Genomic DNA, 16,310 nt, shown 5'->3' on the forward strand with positions numbered 1-16,310 from the left:
CCCGCATGACCACGGAGATCGTCCTGATCACCGGCGCCATGGCGGCCGGGAAGTCCACCGTGGCCGAGTTGCTGGCCCGCTCGCTCCCGCGCGCCGCACACGTGCGCGGCGACACCTTCCGCCGCTGGATCGTGAGCGGCCGCGCCGAGGCCGAGCCACCGCTCGGCGCGGAGGCCGCGGCCCAGCTGGCGCTGCGGCAGCAACTCGCCGCCGGAGTCGCGCGCGGCTACGCGGACGCCGGGATCACCCCGGTACTCCAGGACCTCTACCCCGGCCCCGCGCTGGCGCGGATGCGCACCCTGCTCACCGGCCACCCGCTGCGCGTCGTCGTGCTGCTGCCCGACGCGGAGACCCTCGCCGCCCGCGACGCCGCCCGCCACAAGACCGGCTACCGCGGCTGGTCCCCCGCCGAGTTCGACCGCGAGTTCCGCGACCGCACCCCGCCCATCGGCCTCCGCCTCGACACCGCCGCGCAGACCCCGGAGCAGACCGTCGCCGCCATCCACGCCCGCTGGGCCGATGCCCTGGTCTGAGGATTCGCCGACCGGTTGCCCGGAACCTCCGACCGGCGTTTGATGAACCGGTGAGCGAAACCTCCCCGATCGACCCCGCCGCGCCGCCGAGCGGCACCGGCTGCCTGGAGTGCGAGCGCGACGGCGGCTGGTGGTTCCACCTGCGCCGCTGCGCCGCCTGCGGCCACATCGGCTGCTGCGACACCTCGCCCAGCCAGCACGCCACCGCGCACGCGGGCGCCACCGGCCACCCGCTGATCACCAGCTTCGAGCCCGGCGAGGACTGGTACTACGACTACCGCGACGAGCAGATGTACGAGGGCCCCTCGCTCGCACCCCCGGAGAGCAAACCGGCCGATCAGCCCGCGCCCGGCCCGGCCGACCGGGTCCCGGCGAACTGGCGTCAGCTGCTGCACTGACTCCGCCCGCCGCGGCCCCTCGGTACCCTGAACCCCGATCTCCCCATTCGACCAGCGAAGGGCAACTCCATGCGAGCGACCAGGGTGACGACGACGGCCGCGCTGGCGGCACTGCTGCTGGCGGCGGGAACGCAGGCGGCGGGGGCGCGGCCGGTGGGTCCGTTCGAGGTCGGCGGGGCGATCGAGGTGGAGTTCGACGCGGCGGGCGGGGTGGACGCGCTGGGTGAGCCGACCGGGCCGGAGCAGGACGCGGCGCGCGGCGGCAAGTGGCAGGGGTTCGCGCGCAATGCCGCGGTCTACTGGTCCGAGGCCACCGGCGCACAGACGGTGACCGGGCCGATCCGGGAGAAGTGGGGCCAGTTCGGCTCGGAGGGCGGTTTCCTCGGTTACCCGGCCACCCGCGAGGCCGCGACCCCGGGCGCCACCGGGCGGTTCGCGCACTTCCAGGGCGGCTCGGTGTACTGGTCGGTCGGCACCGCGGCGCACCAGGTGAGCGGCACGATCCGGGACAAGTGGGGCAGTTACGGCTGGGAGGGCGGCGCGCTCGGCTTCCCGGTCACCGACGAGCAGGCGGGCGCCCGCGGCGGCAAGTACAACCTGTTCAACGGCGGCGCGATCTACTGGGCCTCGGCCTCCGGCGCGCACGTGGTGTGGGGCGCGCTGCGCGAGAAGTGGGTGGCGGCGGGCGGCGACGGCGGCCGCTACGGCTACCCGACCAGCGACGAGTACGACTTCGGCGACGGCAAGGCCCAGGACTTCCAGGGTGGCCGGATCACCTGGGAGCCCTGAGCCCGCGCGCCCCCGCTCAGGTGAGCGGCGTGCTCTCGCTCGGCCCCTGCCGGTAGCGGCTGATGGTGAGCTGCTGCGCGTGCTCGTTCCACTCCGGGATGGGCAGCGGGAACCAGTAGCTGCCGTCCAGCCAGGCCTGGCCGAGCAGCGGCACCGGCTGGTTCAGGATATTGCGGCCGGTGCCGTGCGGCGGGCTCGCGAAGTCGCCGACCGGGGTGCCGTCGATGAAGAACTCGACATTGCGGTCGGTGAGTTTGACTGCGTATTTGTGGTCGTCGGCGAGCAGCGCCGGGTCCAGCGGCCGGATCTGCGGGATCAGCTCGCCACCGCGCTTGACCATGAGGAAGAAGCCGCGCGGCAGGTCCTGGCCGAGCACGTGGAAGATCGGGCGGGTGAGTTCGCTGGCGTCGCCGAGCGGCCCGTTCGAGCCGTTGTACATGAACCAGGCGAGCTCCAGGTTCAGCGGGTCGATGGAGCGGTTCGAGACGCCCCACCCCGCGGTGCCGTTGTGCGAGGTCATATCCGGCGCGCCCGCGACGTCGTAGACCTGGGTCTGGCCCGGCTCGAAGATCGGGTGCGGCAGGATCTCGGAGTTGTTGTAGGGGAAGAGCCCGTCCCGGGTCGGCGGGTTGGTGAAGGTGACGCCATCGGGGCCGTAGCCGGTGCCGGAGTAGCCGACATTGGTGTTGCACCAGTCACCGACCGGCGCGGTGGCGAAGTTCTCGTCGATCACCTCCGACGGGCGGGGCTCGCCGGTGCCGATGTACCCGGCGAAGGCGTTCACGTTGAGCACGTGGCAGTTCGGCAGCCCGTCGTCGCTGCCGGGAACCTGGATGTTCGGGTCGGCCGCCGCCGGGCCCGCCGCCAGCGCCGCCCCGACCAGCACGCTGGTCACCGCCGCCATCCGCCGTCGCTGTGCTCTGCTCATCACTCTGCTCCACTCGCTCGTCCGACAATATGAGACGGTTTACTAATCAGTCTCTCAGCATCCGTACCCTGCGCCCCGGACCTCAATCAACCGGACCGGGCGGCGGAACCGGCTGCCGCGCCGGGAAATCCGCGACGATCTGCGGCGATAGCGCCACTGTCGACTGCGACACAGTGATAGAGTTTCTATCGAATCATCTCACGACGGAAGCGAGCCACGATGCCGTGTTGCCTGCTGGCGGGGTTCCTCTCCGCCGGATTCGTCCGGGTGAGCCGCCGGTTGCGCGGCCACACCGCGGCGCCCTCCGCATTCGCGCCGACCGCGCGACGTTCCGGCCCGGAGCCGGTGGCGGCCCGGCGGGCGGTGGTGGCGTGACGGTCCCCCCGGTCACCGAGTCCACCCCGGAGGATCTCGCCTTCCAGCGCTTCGTGCTCGATCTCGCGCTGCAGCCGCTGGACCGCTTCGACGGCTTCGACCGGATCGAGCAGATCGCGGCCAGCGCGCTGCGCTACCAGCTCAACTTCATCGGCTACGGCCTGGCGATGGCCCAGTACACCCGCACCCCGGCCTTCACCGGCTACCTCGCCGAGGCGCAGCGCAATGCCATCCGCAAGATGTGCGACAAGCGGGTCTGGGGTTACTGGGCGCTGGAGAGCCTGGTCGGCTACGGCCGCTACGAGACCGACCCGATCCGGCACGCGAACGTCATGTACTCCGGCTATTTCGGCGTCATGCTCGGCCTCTACGAAACCATGAACGACGACGGCGTCTTCGACCGTCCCGGCTCGCTCCGGCTGCGCTGGAACGATTCCCGCGCGCACGACTACGACTTCGCCCGGCTCGCGGGCGCCGTCCGGCGGAACATGCTCGCCGACCCGGCGTGCGCGCAGTACCCGTGCGAACCGCACCTGATCTACCCGATCTGCAACGTCTTCGCCTTCACCACCCTGCTGCTGCACGACCGGCTGCACGGCACCGCGCTCACCGGCGACCTGGTGGACCGGATCAGGGACAGCTACCTGACCGATGGCTGGCGCACCCGCGGCGGACGCTTCATCCCGGGCAGGCTCGGACCTTCGCTGACCATCAGCCGCCCGGTGCTCGGCTACGACGCGGGCATGGTGGCCTGGCTCAACGCCACCATGCCGGATCTGGCGCGCGACACCTGGACCACGATCAGGGACCGCTTCGTCGACTTCGACGGCGACACCCTGCGGCTGCGCGGCAACGCCCGCGCCCGCATCGATCTCGGCAATTACAACGTGGTCAGCGGCGACGGCATGACCAGGACCTTCCTGGCCACCGCGGCCGCCGAGATGGGCGAGCCGGAGCTGGCGGGCGCGCTGATCCGCTCGCTCGGCGAGCGCCACCTCACGCTGGAGAACGACGGCGCGCGCCGGTTCCATGGTCCGTCGACGGTGACCAACGCGCACCACGTGCTCGCCCGCTTCACCCGCGCGGACGCGCTCCGCGACCTGATCACCGGGGTGGTGCCGGAGGCGTGGCGCACCGGCCCGGTGCTCGCCGACGCCGCCTACCCGGATGTGCTGGTGGCCAGGGCGGTCACCGACGGCAGCGCACTGGAGCTGGTGCTGCGCCCCGGCGCGGGGGCGCAGCGGGTCCGGCTGGCGGTGCACCGGCTCGCGCCGGGCCGCGAATACCAGCTCAGCGGCGCGGTCGAGGCGACGCTCACCGCGGACGCCGAGGGGCGGGCGGTGTTCGAGGTGGATCTGGACGGTCGCCGCGCCGTCGCGGTCGTCCCCGGCTGAGGTGCACGATCCGCTGCTGTTGCCCGCGTGGGCGGCGGCGCTGGGCTGCCTGCTCGGCGCGGCGGCGACCGGGGTGCGCGGCCGGACCGTCTACCCGGGCCCCGCGAGCGCGCTGTTCCACGTCGTCATGCTGCTGGCCATGGCCGGGATGTGGACGCTGCCGCAGGTTTCGCCGCCGGTCTGGCGCGGGCTCTCCGGCGCGCTGGCCGCCGCGGCGGCGCTCTGGCTGCTGCTCGCCGCCACCGGACCGCGCACCGAGCACCGGGCCGACGAGATCGGCGCCGCCTGCTACCACGGCGTGGCGGCGCTGGCCATGGTCTACGCGCTGCTCGGCGGGCACGGCGGCACTCCGCCCCTGCCGGTGGCGGGCTGGATCCTGGTGCTGCTCTTCGTGTTCGACGCGGTGGTGGTCGCCGGGGTGACCCGGTTCGCGCTCGCGGCGCTGCCGCACCTGGTGATGGATCTGGCCACGGCGCTCATGCTGGGTTCGGCGCTGCGCGGCTGATTCCACCGTGCGCGATGCACCGCGCGCGGTACCGTCGGCGGGTGCACCGCCGCTCCGTCGTCGCAGGCGCCGCGCTCGTCGCGCTGGCCGCCCTGCTGGTGACGCTCGGCGCCGCCGTCCGGCCGCTCTTCGTCCCGGACGATGCGCCGGAGCGGGAGATCCTCAGCGCGACCGAGATCGCCTTCCTGCAGGACATGGCGGCGCACCACGAGCAGGCGCTGCTCATGGTGCAGTCCCTCGATCCCGGCGTCACGCCGGTGATCGCCCGGCTCGCGGCGCAGATCGACGACGTGCAGCGGGTCGAGCTCGGCACCATGCTCGGCTGGCTCCGGCTGGCGAACACGCTGCCGAGCAATCCGCGGCCGATGGCGTGGCTGCACGAGCCGGGCACCGGGCACCACGGCGCCCCGGTCGCCGACGTACAGCCGGTCGACACCTCGATGGGCATGGCGACCCGCGCCGAGCTGGACGCGCTCGCCGCCGCCCGCGGCCGCGACGCCGAGGTCGTCTTCCTGCGGCTCATGCAGCGCCACCACTACGGTGGCGTCGCCATGGCCCGCGGCGCGGACGGTCTGCTCACCGCGGGGCCGGTCAAGCAGGCGGCGCGGGAGATGGTCACCGAGCAGACCAGGGAGATCGGCATGATCGGGCTGCTGCTCGCGCAGTACGGCTGAGTCAGCTCGCCTCACGGCAGAGGATGGTCGAGCGCGGGCCGCCGTAGGGCAGGTCGACCTCGGCGGCGATCCGGTACCCGGCCCGCGCGTAGAAGCCGATCCGGGCCGGTTCGGTGGTCTCCAGGTGGGTGGGGAGCCCCTCGGCGTCGGCGCGGGCGATGCCGAAGTCGAGCAGGGCGCGGCCGTGGCCCTGCCCGCGGGCGGCGGGATCGGTGCCGATGGCGAGCAGGTGCCAGTGCGGGCGCTGCGGGGCCGCGGTGAAGGTGGCGGCGCTGACGTGCTGCAGGTAGGGATCGCGCTCGCCGTGCAGCCCGCGCAGCGCGGTGCGCAGCCGGACCTGCTGGAGCCAGGAGAGCCGATACGGCAGCGGGGTCCACAGCGCGGCGGCGAGCAGCGCGCCGTCCGGGTCGACGAGCACGTGCGCGCCGAGCGCGGGCCTGCACACCCGCTCGATCTCCAGCTCGAAGGACCCGCGCAGCTCGGCGGGGCGCCCCTCGGGGACCGGGTGCAGCCAGCGGGAGAGCGGGTCGTCGGCCATGGCCGCGGCGAGCAGCTCCGCGGCGGCGGCCACCTCGGTGCGGCGGGCGCCGCGGATGGTGGCGGTGCGCACCGCGGTCACGCGCCGTCGCGCGGGGTCAGCAGCACCAGCGGGATCTCGCGGTCGGTGCGGGTCTGGTAGTTCGCGTAGACCGGGTGCTCCGCGGTGATCCGGGGCCAGAGTTCGGCGCGCTCGGCGGGGGCGGCGACCCTGGCGCGCATGGGTGTGCGCGGCCCGCCCTGCACCGAGACCGTGACCTCCGGTCGCGCGAGCAGGTTGTGGTACCACGCGGGGTGCTTGTCCTCGCCCGCCTTGGAGGCGACCACCACGTAGCCGCCGTCCTCCGCGATCGGCGCGGTGAGCAGCACCGCGTGCTCCTTGCCCGACCGTCTGCCGACGGTGGTGAGCTCGAGCGAGGGCATGCCGACGATGCGGTGCCCGAGCCTGCCGAAGGTCAGCCTGGTGAGCAGCCGATGCGCGGTATTGGTGGCCCTGAAGGTGAATTCCGGCGGCATGGAAGCACGATAGCGGTCACCGGCCCGGTGGTGCGCTCGCCTCCAGCAGCCGCTGCCGCGCCGAGCGCTCGGCGAGCTCCGGCAGCGCGCCCGCCGGTATTCCGGCGAGGTCGCTCAGGCAGCACCGGACGATCTCGTCGATCGCCCCGGCCGCCGGCCGGTCCTCGAACTCCGCGCGGAGCCGCTCGACGGTCTCGTCGACCACCGACTCCGGGCACCCCGCCGTGCCCGCCTGTGTTTTCCGATCGCTCACTGCCCCTTCGATCACCCGTCCAGGGTGCACCCCCGAGCGGCCGCTGTTCAGGGCCGAAGGTCCCCGAATCGAGTTCGTCGGGGCACCGCGACCGGCTGCGCGCCGCAGGTCCCGCCCTTCCACTCCGGCGCCGGGCCATGCCTGTCATGCTGGTACCGAAATCGGTGCGAGAGAGGGGATGGCGATGATCCGGGTGTTCCTGGTCGACGATCACGAGATCGTGCGGCGCGGGCTGGCCGACCTGATCGACGCCGAACCGGACCTGGAGATGGTCGGCGGCGCGGAGAGCGTGGCGCACGCGCTGGCCCGGATCCCGGCGCTGCGCCCGGACGTCGCGGTGCTCGACGTGCGGCTGCCGGACGGCAACGGCATCGAGTTGTGCCGCGAGCTGCTCTCCCAGCTGCCCGGGCTGCGCTGCCTGATCCTCACCTCGTTCACCGACGAGCAGGCCATGCTCGACGCCATCCTGGCCGGGGCCAGCGGCTACGTCGTCAAGGACATCGGCACGCTGGAGCTGGTCGACGCCATTCGCGCGGTCGGCGCGGGCAAGTCGCTGCTGGACAACCGGGCCGCGGCCGCGCTGATGGCGAAGTTGCGCGCGCAGGCCGAGCAGAAGGCCGGGCCGCTCGCCACCCTCACCGAGCAGGAGCGCACGCTGCTCGCGCTGCTCGGCAGGGGGCTCACCAACCGGCAGATCGCGGCCGAGATGTTCCTCGCCGAGAAGACGGTGAAGAACTATGTGTCCCGGCTGCTCGCCAAGCTGGGTGTGGAGCGCCGCACCCAGGCCGCGGTCCTCGCCTCGAAACTCGGCCGTGACGGACGCTGAACCCCGCGCCGGGGCGGGCGGCGACCGGATGGACGGCCACACCCCGGTCGGCCAGGCCCTCTCCCAGCTGCGGCTGAACGAGCTGCTGCTGGAGGTGCAGGAGCGGATCACCCAGATCGTCGGCGTCCGGGACAAGATGGACCGGCTCATGGAGGCCATGCTGGTCGTCACCGCAGGCCTCGACCTGGACAACACGCTGCGCACCATCGTGCACACCGCCATCGAGCTGGTGGACGCGAGCTACGGCGCGCTCGGCGTGCGGGAGACCGGCAAGGACAGCAAGCAGCTCGCGGAGTTCGTCTACGAGGGCATCGACGACCGCGGCCGGATGCTGATCGGCGACCTCCCGCGCGGCCACGGCGTGCTCGGGCTGCTCATCGAGGACCCGAAACCACTGCGGCTGGCGCAGCTCTCGGCGCACGCCGGGTCGGTCGGGTTCCCGCACAACCACCCGCCGATGAGCACCTTCCTCGGGGTCCCGGTGAAGGTGCGCGACGAGGTGTTCGGCAACCTCTACCTGACCGAGAAGCGCGGCGGCCAGGAGTTCACCGAGGACGACGAGGTGGTGGTGCGGGCGCTGGCCGCCGCGGCCGGTATCGCCATCGCCAACGCCAGGCTCTACGAGGAGTCCCGGATCCGGCAGCAGTGGCTGGAGGCAACCCAGGAGGTCGCCACCGAGCTGCTCGCGGGCGGTGAGCCGGACGAGGTGCTGGAGCTGATCGTGCGCCGCGCGCTCACCCTGACCGGCGCCGCCTGCGCCTTCCTCGCGCTGCCCGAGGACCCGGACATCCCGCACGAGGAGGTGACCGACCTGGTGGTGGTCGCCGCCGCCGGCGCCGAGTCCGCGCCGATCACCGGGCGCATCATCCCGATCGACGAGTCCCGCTCCGGCGCCGCCTTCCGGGACCGGCGGCCGGTCTCGGTCGCCGACTACGCACCCGCACCGCTCTTTCCGCGCGACACCTCGTTCGGCCCCGCGCTGATCCTGCCGCTGCACGCGGGCACCACCGTGATCGGCGTGCTCACCACGCTGCGCCCGCACGGCGCGCCGCCGCTGGACGTCGCCGGGCAGTCGATCATGACGGCCTTCGCCGGGCAGGCGGCGCTGGCGCTGCGGCTGGCCGCGCAGCAGCGCCGGATGCGCGAGCTGGACGTGCTCTCCGACCGCGACCGGATCGCCCGCGACCTGCACGACCACGTGATCCAGCGGCTCTTCAGCGTCGGGCTCTCGCTGCAGGGGACGGTGCAGCGCTCGCACAACCCGGAGATCCGCACCCGGCTCTCGGACACCGTGAACGACCTGCAGTCGATCGTGCAGGACATCCGGCACTCCATCTTCGACCTGCAGAGCAATACCGCCGCCGACTCCGCGACCTTCCGCAAGCGGCTGCACGGCATCGTCTCCGAGACCACCGCGGACAGCGGGCTGCGCACCACGGTCCGGCTGGCGGGGCCGGTCTCGGTGCTCGGGCCGCCGCTCTCCGACCACGTCGAGGCGGTGCTGCGCGAGGGCGTCAGCAATGCCGTGCGGCACGCGGGCGCCACCGCGATCTCGGTGGTGCTCACCGTCGACGACGACGCCACCATCCTGATCACCGACGACGGCACCGGCCTTCCGGACCGCACCGGCCGCTACAGCGGCCTGGCCAACCTCGCCGCCAGGGCCGAGGAGGCGGGCGGCACCTTCGGGCTGGAGAAGGGCGAGCGCGGGGGTACCGTGCTCCGCTGGTCGGCCCCGCTCCCCTGAGCCCGCGGGGTTCATGGCACCGGTTCGAAACCGGCGAGCAGTTGTTCGAGCGCGGCCTGATCGGGGCCGACGAAGGGATCGGCGCCCGGCGCCGCGGCGATCGTCGCCAGGAACTCGGCCGTGCGGCCCGCGGCGGGCGGCAGGTGGGTGCCGAGGATCAGCGCCGGGTCGAGCGAGCGCAGCTCGGCCAGGGTGCCGAGATACCTGCCGCGATCCACCGTGTGCACCCAGGGGCTGTCCGCGGTCGCCCACAGCAGCTGGCGTTCGCGCAGTTCGGCGGGGTCGAGGCAGCCTGCGTCGGTGCAGGTCGCGAACTCCGCGGTCGGCATCGGGGCGCCGAAGCAGTCGGAGCTGAAGCAGGCGCCGGTGCGCTCGTCGTAGCAGCCGGTGGTGGCCGGGTTGTCGAACAGCGGCGGCCGGAAGGCGGTGATCCGCCGGTCGCCGACGTCGAGCGACTGCCCCGGGTTGAGGACGTAGACCCGGTCCATCGGGAGCGGGCCGTCCATCGACATGATCCCCATGCCGAGGAACGTCGTGACCAGGCGGGCACGCGGAGCGGCGGCGAGCAGTGCGCGCAGCGCCCCGGTGTGGTCACGGTCCGGGTGGGTGATCCAGATCCACTCGACGTCCTCCGGGTCGAGCACCGATCCGAGCGCGTCCAGGAATCCGGCTCCGGGCAGCCCGGTGTCGATCACCACCGGTTCGGCGGCGTGCAGGACGAAGGCGTTGACCGGGACGAACCCGATGCCGGGAACCTCCTGATGGTCGGCGAGCACGCCGATATCGCGTCCGATGCGGTTGACCTGCATGGTTTCTCACTCCTCGGTGAAGTCGACGCGGATGAGGGAGCGCGGGACGGCCGAGAGCTCCTCGGCGGTGGGGGTGTGGCCACGGGCGACCTTCAGCCCGAGCTCGAACGGGGTCGCGCCGTTGTCCAGCGCCTGCCGCATCGCCGCTCCCCGCTCCCCGGGGGTCACGGGCAGCAGGACCGCGTGCCCGTTCCGGACCCGGCCCCGCTGGGTGACGACGACCGGAGCCCGCGCGGTGAAGTTCAGCCGCCACGGCCGTTCGGTGAAGACCGTCGGCACCCCGTCGATCTCGTGCAGGCAGACCGGTACCAGGAGCCTCCTGCCGCTGTGCCTGCCGGTGAACTCGAGCAGCGCCTGCAGCGCGATCCGGCGGCCGAGCCGCTCGTTCGCGAGCACGCGGCGGACCAGCGGATTGACCATGCGCATCAGCGCGGGGGGCGGCGGGGCCAGCCGGACCCCGGTGGTGGTGACCGTCATCGGGAACTCCTTCGCTCGGTACCGACGCTAGGGACGCGGGCGGCGGCCGGGAATACCAGAAACCTGGCATGTCGCGCGGCGGTGCCTGGTCGTACCGTGGGGTGATGAGCGCGGAGGTGTTCCGGCGGGCGACGGAGCAGATCACCCGGCTGTGCGGCGAACCGCGCGACCTGGTGTCGCTCTGGCAGGAGTCGTCCGAGATCCTCGCGCGCGCCGTCCCGCACTACTGGACACCGTGCTTCTACACCCTCGACCCCGCCTCCCTGCTGATGACCAGCCACTACCACCGCGGCCTCGCCGAGTTCCCCGGCGACTGGCTGGTCAGCGAGTACTACGCCGACGACGTCAACCAGCTCGCGACGGTGGCCCGCTCGGCATCGGGCATCGCCACCCTGCACGAGGCCACCGGCGGCGAACCCGGGCGCAGCCCCCGCTGGCACCGCAATATGACCATGGGCGGCGACCAGGAGCTGGTCGCGCGGCTGCGCACCCGCTCCGGTGAGGTCTGGGGTGCGCTCGGGCTCTACCGCGAGCCGCGCACACCGCTGTTCAGCGCGGACGAGCAGAGTTTCGTGCGCTCGGTGACGCCGCTGCTCGCCGAGGCCGCCCGCGCGGCGCTGCTGCTCGGCCAGGCGCAGCAGCCCGACTCCGCCGACTCGCCGGGGCTGCTCGTCCTCGACCGGCACTGCGCGGTCGAATCGACGACGCCCGGCGTGGCGCGCAGGCTCGAGGAGCTACCGGACGGCGACTGGGCGGCGGGCCGCCTGCCCTCCTCGGTGCTCGCGCTGGCCGGGCGGACGCTGCGCGCGGCCGAGCACCCGGACGGCGGCGACCTGGTCACCGTGGTCCGGGTGCTGTCGCGCACCGGCGCCTGGGTCGTGCTGCACGGCGCCTGCCTGAACTCGACCGGCGACCGGCGCATCGCCGTCATCATCGAGCCGGCGGGCCCCGGCAGGCTGTACCCGCTGCTCATGTCGGCCTACGGCCTGACCGAGCGGGAGAAGGACGTCACCCGGCTGGTCCTGCAGGGCGCCTCCACCTCGCGGATCGCCGCGGAGCTGGTGCTGTCGGCGCACACCGTGCAGCAGCACCTGAAGGGCATCTTCGAGAAGACCGGCGTCCGCAGCAGGCGCGATCTGGTCGGCAAGGTCTTCTTCGCGCACTACGAGCCGCGGCTGCGCGACAACGAGCGAAGGGCAGCCGACGGACGGCCGCTGCGCGGCGAGCCCTGGCTGCCCGCGTCGTCCTGAAATTCGCGGATTCACCCGGCGAAATCCGGGCAAATCGATGATTAAGAAAATTACCCAACTCGGCCCCATCCACCCCGGGGCACGTATCGAAACGTAGGTGAACGCCCCGCACACGATGCATCATTTGTGCATCGTTGCGATACGATGACGACCAGCCCGACCGCAGACGAGGAGTTCGAGTGAGTGCCGTGTTCTCCGAGCCACAACGGGTGTGCCACCTCCTGACCACACCGGACGGCGAGGAGTGCTCGCCGCCTCGCTGGCGGGCCGGGGTACGCACCGAGGTGAACCGCGAACTCGAATCGTTCGTGCAGCGGAACCAGCCGGAGCCGATCAGCGGAATCCCCCTGGACGGTGTCCTGCGGCATTACGCGCTCGGCGGCAAATGCCTGCGGCCGATGTTCCTGTACCTGGGCTGGCTCTGCGGCGCCGACCCGAGCCCGGCCGCGCTGCGCGCCGCCGCCGCGCTGGAGCTGCTGCAGGCCTTCGCGCTGCTGCAGGACGACGTCATGGACGAGGCCGAGCTGCGCCGCGGCGAACCGGCCGCGCATCGCGCCTTCGCGAACCACCACCGCGAGCTCGGGCTGCCCGGCGACGCCGCCCGGTTCGGCGAGTCGGCCGCCACCCTGCTCGGCGACCTCTGCCTGGTCTGGTCCGAGCGCATGCTGCGCGAGAGCGGGATCGACGAGCGCGCGCTGATCCGCATGTGGCCGCGGTACGACCGGATGCGGGTGGAGCTGGCGCTCGGGCAGTTCGCCGACCTGGTGAACGACGCCCGCGTCACCCCGACGCTGGAGTCGGTGCTCGCCATCGCGCGCGCCAAGTCCGGCAACTACACCGTGCGCAGGCCGCTGGAGCTCGGCGCGCTCATGGCCGGCTGCCAGGAGCAGACGGTCGAGGCGCTCTCCAGGTACGGCACGCTGGTCGGCGAGGCGTTCCAGCTCCGCGACGACGTGCTCGGCGTCTTCGGCAGCGCGGAGACCACGGGCAAACCCGCCGACAGCGACCTCGGCCAGCGCAAGGCGACCACCGTCGTCGTCGCCGCGCAGGAGATGGCCGACCCGGCCACCGCCCGCGCGCTCGCCGAGCTGCTGGCCGCGCCCGCGCTGGACGCCGCCGCCGTCACCGCGGCGCGCGCGCTGATCAGCGCCACCGGCGCCGCCGAGCGGATCGAGGCGATGATCACCGAGCGGGTCACCGAGGCCCGCGACCGGATCCGGGGCGCCCGGATCGACGAGCCCGAACTGCGCCTGCTCGACGGCATGGCGCTGATCTGCACCACCCGCGAACTCTGAGGAGAAGCAGCACGATGCGCACTGTTCCCGGTCGTACCGACCGTGTCGTTGTGGTCGGCGCCGGCCTGGCCGGGCTCACCACCGCCATGCACCTCGCGGGCCGCGGCCGGGAGGTCACCCTGCTCGAGCGCGACGATGTCCCCGGCGGGCGGGCAGGCCGCGCCGATATCGCCGGCTACCACCTGGACACCGGCCCGACCGTGCTCACCATGCCGGAGCTGCTCGACGACGCCTTCGCCGCGGTCGGCGAGCGCACCGCGGACCGGCTCACCCTGGACCGGGTTGACCCGGCCTACCGGGCCCGCTTCGCCGACGGCAAGGCGCTCGACGTGCACCACGACGCCGGGCTGATGGCCGCCGCCATCACCGAGTTCGCCGGCCCGGCGCAGGCGGGCGGCTACCTGCGGCTGCGCGACTGGCTGAGCCGGCTGTACGCGGCCGAGTTCGACGGATTCATCGCGTCGAACTTCGACTCGCCGCTCTCCCTGGTCTCCCCCGCGCTGGCGAAGCTGGTGGCGCTCGGCGGCTTCCGGCGCTGGGACCGGGCCGTCGCCGACCACATCACCGACCCGGACCTGCGCCGCATCTTCACCTTCCAGTCGCTCTACGCCGGGGTCGCGCCGAGCAAGGCGCTGGCCGCGTACGCGGTGATCGCCTACATGGACACCATCTCCGGGGTCTGGTTCCCGCGCGGCGGCATGCGCGCGATGCCGGACGCGATGGCCGCCGCGGCCACCGCCGCCGGGGTGAAGATCCGCTACGGCGCCACCGTCTCGGCGATCGAGCGCGACGGCGACCGGGTGCGCGCGGTGCGCACCGCCGACGGCGAGCGGGTGCCCGCCGACGCGCTCGTCCTCACCACCGAGCTGCACACCACCTACGACCTGCTCGGGCACCGCTCCCGGCGCCCGGTCGAGGTGAACCCGGCGCCGTCGGCGGTCATCCTGCACCTCGGCGTGGACGCCGTGCCGGACCTGCCGCACCACTCGCTGCTCTTCGGCAAGGCGTGGGACGAGACGTTCCGCGACATCATCACCGACGGCCGGGTGATGACCGACCCGTCGCTGCTGCTCACCCGCCCCAGTGCGGGCGATCCGGCGCTCGCCCCGCCCGGCCGCGACCTGCTCTACCTGCTGGCCCCGGCGCCGAACCTGGACCGCGGCCGGATCAACTGGGACCGCTTCGCCCCGGCCTACGCCGAGGAGGTGCTGGCCGTCACCAATGCCAGGCTGCCCGAACCGCTGCCGAATCCGGAGCTGCTGCGCGTGGTCACCCCGGCGGACTGGGCCAGGCAGGGCATGCTGGCGGGCAGCCCGTTCGCGCTCGGCCACACCTTCGCCCAGACCGGCCCGTTCCGGCCGGCCAATATGATCCGCGGCCTGGACAACGTGGTCCTCGCCGGCAGCTCGACCGTGCCCGGCGTCGGTATCCCGCCGGTGCTCATCTCCGGGCGGCTGGCCGCCGACCGGATCACCGGAACCACGCAGCCCACCCGATCGGACCGCCCATGACCCGCACCGAGCTCGACGCCGCAGGCATCACCGACACCGCCCTGCGCGAGTCCTACCAGGCCTGCCGGGTGCTCAACGCCAGGCACGGCAAGACCTTCTTCCTCGCCACCCGGCTGCTCGCCCCCGACCAGCGCCCCGCCGTGCACGCGCTCTACGGCTTCGCGCGCAGGGCCGACGACATCCTGGACGAGTTCGACGAACGCTCCACCGCCGAGCGCGCCGAGGGGCTGGCGACGCTGGCAGCGCAGTTCCGGGCAGGCGCGGCCGAGGCCGACCCGGTGCTCGCCGCGGTGCTGCACACCGCCCGCGGCTACCGTATCCCGGACGCGCTCTTCGACGACTTCCTCACCTCCATGCGGATGGACCTGGAGATCACCGACTACCGCGACCGCGCCGCGCTCGACCGCTACGTCTACGGCTCGGCCGAGGTCATCGGGTTGCAGGTGCTCCCGGTGCTCGGCACCGTCGGCGACGAGGCGGAGGCCGCCCCCTACGCCGCCGCGCTCGGCAAGGCCTTCCAGCTGACGAACTTCCTCCGCGACGTCAATGAAGACCTGGCCCGCGACCGGGTCTACCTGCCCGCCGACGAACTCGCCGCGCACGGCGTCGACCGCGACCTGCTGCTCTGGTGCCAGGCGCACCGCGGCACCGACCCGAGGGTGCGCCGGGCGCTCGCCGAGCAGCACGCGATCACCCGCACGATCTACCGGCAGGCCGAGGCGGGCATCGCGCTCCTGCAGCCGCGCTCGCGGGCCTGCGTGGCGACGGCGCTCACGCTGTACTCGGAGATCCTGGACCGGATCGAGGCGAGCGATTTCGCCGTCTTCGAGCAGCGGGCCAGCGTGGGGATCCCGCGCAGGCTCGCCGTCGGCGGTGCCGGGCTGGCCAGGGCCTGGTGGGCCAGGCGCGCGCCGGGATCGGGAGTGCCGCGGCACCCGTAGTGAGCGGCTGCGGGAAGCGGCGGGCCGCCCCGGATGCCCGAAAACCGGGCCGTGGCGATGACGGCGGCGCCGGGGTGGCCTCGCAGGCCGGGAAAGATACTGCTCAGGAGGGCAGCGGGGCGCTCAGCTCGACGATGGTCCCGGCGTCGCCGACGATCACCCTGGTATCCGGCACGAGCGCCCGGATCAGCATGAGGCCGCGGCCGCGATGCGAATCGGCGTCCTCGTCGGCCGGGTGCCAGGTGCCGCCGTCGGTGATGGTGATGCAGACCCTGCCGCCGTCGATCTCCGCGCGCAGCGTGATCACCCTGCCGTCCTCGCGGTGGCCGTGCTCGACCGAGTTCGTACACGCCTCACTGGCGGCGAGCAGCAGGTCGTAGGCCCGGTCCGGGTCGGCGGTGTGCTCCGCGAGCCAGTCGCGCAGGGCGTGTCTGACATCGGCCAGTTCGGCGCCGCGCGCGGGGAACTCGATCTCCAACGCTCGCGGGGAGCGATCCGATATGTCCATCTCTCCTCTTCACGTCGAAACCGGCATTCCTGGGCCTACCCGTC

General features: G+C 73.0%; 20 protein-coding genes. 13 read left to right on the forward strand and 7 right to left on the reverse strand.

Going from position 1 to position 16,310, the window contains the following annotated elements:
- Positions 1-5: 5 nt before the first annotated feature.
- The 3 genes from ACFUJ1_RS09120 to ACFUJ1_RS09130 all read left to right on the forward strand — a co-directional run bounded on the left by ACFUJ1_RS09120 (position 6) and on the right by ACFUJ1_RS09130 (position 1,720).
- On the forward strand, positions 6-533 hold the full coding sequence (locus tag ACFUJ1_RS09120; RefSeq protein WP_378644176.1) for an AAA family ATPase: 528 nt from the start codon (positions 6-8) through the stop codon (positions 531-533).
- A gap of 50 nt (positions 534-583) precedes the next feature.
- Positions 584-931: a UBP-type zinc finger domain-containing protein gene (locus ACFUJ1_RS09125; protein WP_233018848.1), complete on the forward strand. Its 348-nt coding sequence runs from the start codon at positions 584-586 to the stop codon at positions 929-931.
- 69 nt (positions 932-1,000) lie between these two features.
- On the forward strand, positions 1,001-1,720 hold the full coding sequence (locus ACFUJ1_RS09130; RefSeq protein WP_378644178.1) for an LGFP repeat-containing protein: 720 nt from the start codon (positions 1,001-1,003) through the stop codon (positions 1,718-1,720).
- Between the two features lie 16 nt (positions 1,721-1,736).
- On the opposite strand, the gene ACFUJ1_RS09135 is transcribed toward ACFUJ1_RS09130, so the two are convergent.
- The gene (locus tag ACFUJ1_RS09135; protein WP_378644179.1) at positions 1,737-2,648 is read right to left on the reverse strand and encodes a hypothetical protein; all 912 of its coding nucleotides are present in this window, start codon (positions 2,646-2,648) and stop codon (positions 1,737-1,739) included.
- A 219-nt stretch (positions 2,649-2,867) separates the two neighbouring features.
- Between ACFUJ1_RS09135 and ACFUJ1_RS09140 the strand changes: the two genes are divergently transcribed.
- The 4 genes from ACFUJ1_RS09140 to ACFUJ1_RS09155 are packed head-to-tail and all read left to right on the forward strand — an operon-like array spanning position 2,868 to position 5,596.
- Positions 2,868-3,023, forward strand: coding sequence for a hypothetical protein (locus tag ACFUJ1_RS09140; protein ID WP_378644181.1), 156 nt, complete (start codon positions 2,868-2,870; stop codon positions 3,021-3,023).
- Complete coding sequence (locus ACFUJ1_RS09145; protein ID WP_378644182.1) at positions 3,020-4,417, forward strand: hypothetical protein; 1,398 nt, start codon at positions 3,020-3,022, stop codon at positions 4,415-4,417. Before ACFUJ1_RS09140 ends, ACFUJ1_RS09145 begins: the two co-directional genes overlap by 4 nt.
- A gap of 1 nt (position 4,418) precedes the next feature.
- Positions 4,419-4,922 carry a DUF5134 domain-containing protein gene (locus ACFUJ1_RS09150; RefSeq protein WP_378644184.1) on the forward strand — a complete coding sequence of 168 codons (504 nt, stop codon included), beginning with the start codon at positions 4,419-4,421 and terminating at the stop codon, positions 4,920-4,922.
- Between the two features lie 41 nt (positions 4,923-4,963).
- Positions 4,964-5,596 (forward strand): DUF305 domain-containing protein, encoded by a 633-nt coding sequence (locus ACFUJ1_RS09155; protein WP_378644185.1) that lies wholly within the window; start codon positions 4,964-4,966, stop codon positions 5,594-5,596.
- 1 nt (position 5,597) lies between these two features.
- On the opposite strand, the gene ACFUJ1_RS09160 is transcribed toward ACFUJ1_RS09155, so the two are convergent.
- From ACFUJ1_RS09160 to ACFUJ1_RS09170, 3 genes are read right to left on the reverse strand one after another with little or no spacing between them, the layout of a single operon-like run.
- Positions 5,598-6,215 (reverse strand): GNAT family N-acetyltransferase, encoded by a 618-nt coding sequence (locus ACFUJ1_RS09160; RefSeq protein WP_378644187.1) that lies wholly within the window; start codon positions 6,213-6,215, stop codon positions 5,598-5,600.
- Positions 6,212-6,649: a nitroreductase/quinone reductase family protein gene (locus ACFUJ1_RS09165; protein ID WP_378644188.1), complete on the reverse strand. Its 438-nt coding sequence runs from the start codon at positions 6,647-6,649 to the stop codon at positions 6,212-6,214. Before ACFUJ1_RS09165 ends, ACFUJ1_RS09160 begins: the two co-directional genes overlap by 4 nt.
- Before the next feature lie 16 nt (positions 6,650-6,665).
- Positions 6,666-6,917 carry a hypothetical protein gene (locus ACFUJ1_RS09170; protein WP_378644190.1) on the reverse strand — a complete coding sequence of 84 codons (252 nt, stop codon included), beginning with the start codon at positions 6,915-6,917 and terminating at the stop codon, positions 6,666-6,668.
- Between the two features lie 169 nt (positions 6,918-7,086).
- Between ACFUJ1_RS09170 and ACFUJ1_RS09175 the strand changes: the two genes are divergently transcribed.
- Positions 7,087-7,728: a response regulator gene (locus ACFUJ1_RS09175; RefSeq protein ID WP_378615461.1), complete on the forward strand. Its 642-nt coding sequence runs from the start codon at positions 7,087-7,089 to the stop codon at positions 7,726-7,728.
- A 28-nt stretch (positions 7,729-7,756) separates the two neighbouring features.
- A complete protein-coding gene (locus ACFUJ1_RS09180) occupies positions 7,757-9,475 on the forward strand; it encodes a GAF domain-containing protein (RefSeq protein ID WP_378644324.1) in 1,719 nt (572 codons plus the stop codon).
- Between the two features lie 11 nt (positions 9,476-9,486).
- Here the strand turns inward: ACFUJ1_RS09180 and ACFUJ1_RS09185 are convergent, their stop codons facing one another.
- Together ACFUJ1_RS09185 and ACFUJ1_RS09190 are read right to left on the reverse strand one after the other, a co-directional pair.
- The gene (locus ACFUJ1_RS09185) at positions 9,487-10,284 is read right to left on the reverse strand and encodes an MBL fold metallo-hydrolase (RefSeq protein WP_378644192.1); all 798 of its coding nucleotides are present in this window, start codon (positions 10,282-10,284) and stop codon (positions 9,487-9,489) included.
- Between the two features lie 6 nt (positions 10,285-10,290).
- Complete coding sequence (locus ACFUJ1_RS09190; RefSeq protein WP_378644193.1) at positions 10,291-10,761, reverse strand: grhN; 471 nt, start codon at positions 10,759-10,761, stop codon at positions 10,291-10,293.
- A 104-nt stretch (positions 10,762-10,865) separates the two neighbouring features.
- Here ACFUJ1_RS09190 and ACFUJ1_RS09195 point away from each other — a divergent pair, with 104 nt between their 5' ends.
- From ACFUJ1_RS09195 to ACFUJ1_RS09210, 4 genes are all read left to right on the forward strand, one after another.
- Positions 10,866-12,011, forward strand: a complete 1,146-nt coding sequence (locus ACFUJ1_RS09195; RefSeq protein WP_378644195.1) for a LuxR C-terminal-related transcriptional regulator — start codon at positions 10,866-10,868, stop codon at positions 12,009-12,011.
- Between the two features lie 179 nt (positions 12,012-12,190).
- Positions 12,191-13,306, forward strand: a complete 1,116-nt coding sequence (locus ACFUJ1_RS09200; RefSeq protein ID WP_378644196.1) for a polyprenyl synthetase family protein — start codon at positions 12,191-12,193, stop codon at positions 13,304-13,306.
- A gap of 14 nt (positions 13,307-13,320) precedes the next feature.
- Positions 13,321-14,817, forward strand: coding sequence for a phytoene desaturase family protein (gene crtI / locus ACFUJ1_RS09205; RefSeq protein ID WP_378644198.1), 1,497 nt, complete (start codon positions 13,321-13,323; stop codon positions 14,815-14,817).
- The gene (locus ACFUJ1_RS09210) at positions 14,814-15,758 is read left to right on the forward strand and encodes a phytoene/squalene synthase family protein (RefSeq protein WP_378644199.1); all 945 of its coding nucleotides are present in this window, start codon (positions 14,814-14,816) and stop codon (positions 15,756-15,758) included. The genes crtI and ACFUJ1_RS09210 overlap by 4 nt, the downstream gene beginning before the upstream one ends.
- 103 nt (positions 15,759-15,861) lie before the next feature.
- Here the strand turns inward: ACFUJ1_RS09210 and ACFUJ1_RS09215 are convergent, their stop codons facing one another.
- Positions 15,862-16,266 (reverse strand): ATP-binding protein, encoded by a 405-nt coding sequence (locus ACFUJ1_RS09215; protein WP_378644200.1) that lies wholly within the window; start codon positions 16,264-16,266, stop codon positions 15,862-15,864.
- Between the last annotated feature and the right edge of the window lie 44 nt (positions 16,267-16,310).

The sequence above is a fragment of the Nocardia sp. NPDC057227 genome, from assembly GCF_042669725.1.
GTDB classification, from domain to species: domain Bacteria; phylum Actinomycetota; class Actinomycetes; order Mycobacteriales; family Mycobacteriaceae; genus Nocardia; species Nocardia asteroides_A.

Coding starts and splice junctions, on each gene's coding strand:
- ACFUJ1_RS09210 (WP_378644199.1), top strand. CDS start 14,814: ATGACCCGCACCGAGCTCGACGCCGCAGGCATCACCGACACCGCCCTG.
- ACFUJ1_RS09195 (WP_378644195.1), top strand. CDS start 10,866: ATGAGCGCGGAGGTGTTCCGGCGGGCGACGGAGCAGATCACCCGGCTG.
- ACFUJ1_RS09215 (WP_378644200.1), bottom strand. CDS start 16,266: ATGGACATATCGGATCGCTCCCCGCGAGCGTTGGAGATCGAGTTCCCC.
- ACFUJ1_RS09135 (WP_378644179.1), bottom strand. CDS start 2,648: ATGAGCAGAGCACAGCGACGGCGGATGGCGGCGGTGACCAGCGTGCTG.
- ACFUJ1_RS09165 (WP_378644188.1), bottom strand. CDS start 6,649: ATGCCGCCGGAATTCACCTTCAGGGCCACCAATACCGCGCATCGGCTG.
- ACFUJ1_RS09120 (WP_378644176.1), top strand. CDS start 6: ATGACCACGGAGATCGTCCTGATCACCGGCGCCATGGCGGCCGGGAAG.
- ACFUJ1_RS09130 (WP_378644178.1), top strand. CDS start 1,001: ATGCGAGCGACCAGGGTGACGACGACGGCCGCGCTGGCGGCACTGCTG.
- crtI (WP_378644198.1), top strand. CDS start 13,321: ATGCGCACTGTTCCCGGTCGTACCGACCGTGTCGTTGTGGTCGGCGCC.
- ACFUJ1_RS09180 (WP_378644324.1), top strand. CDS start 7,757: ATGGACGGCCACACCCCGGTCGGCCAGGCCCTCTCCCAGCTGCGGCTG.
- ACFUJ1_RS09185 (WP_378644192.1), bottom strand. CDS start 10,284: ATGCAGGTCAACCGCATCGGACGCGATATCGGCGTGCTCGCCGACCAT.
- ACFUJ1_RS09140 (WP_378644181.1), top strand. CDS start 2,868: ATGCCGTGTTGCCTGCTGGCGGGGTTCCTCTCCGCCGGATTCGTCCGG.
- ACFUJ1_RS09190 (WP_378644193.1), bottom strand. CDS start 10,761: ATGACGGTCACCACCACCGGGGTCCGGCTGGCCCCGCCGCCCCCCGCG.
- ACFUJ1_RS09175 (WP_378615461.1), top strand. CDS start 7,087: ATGATCCGGGTGTTCCTGGTCGACGATCACGAGATCGTGCGGCGCGGG.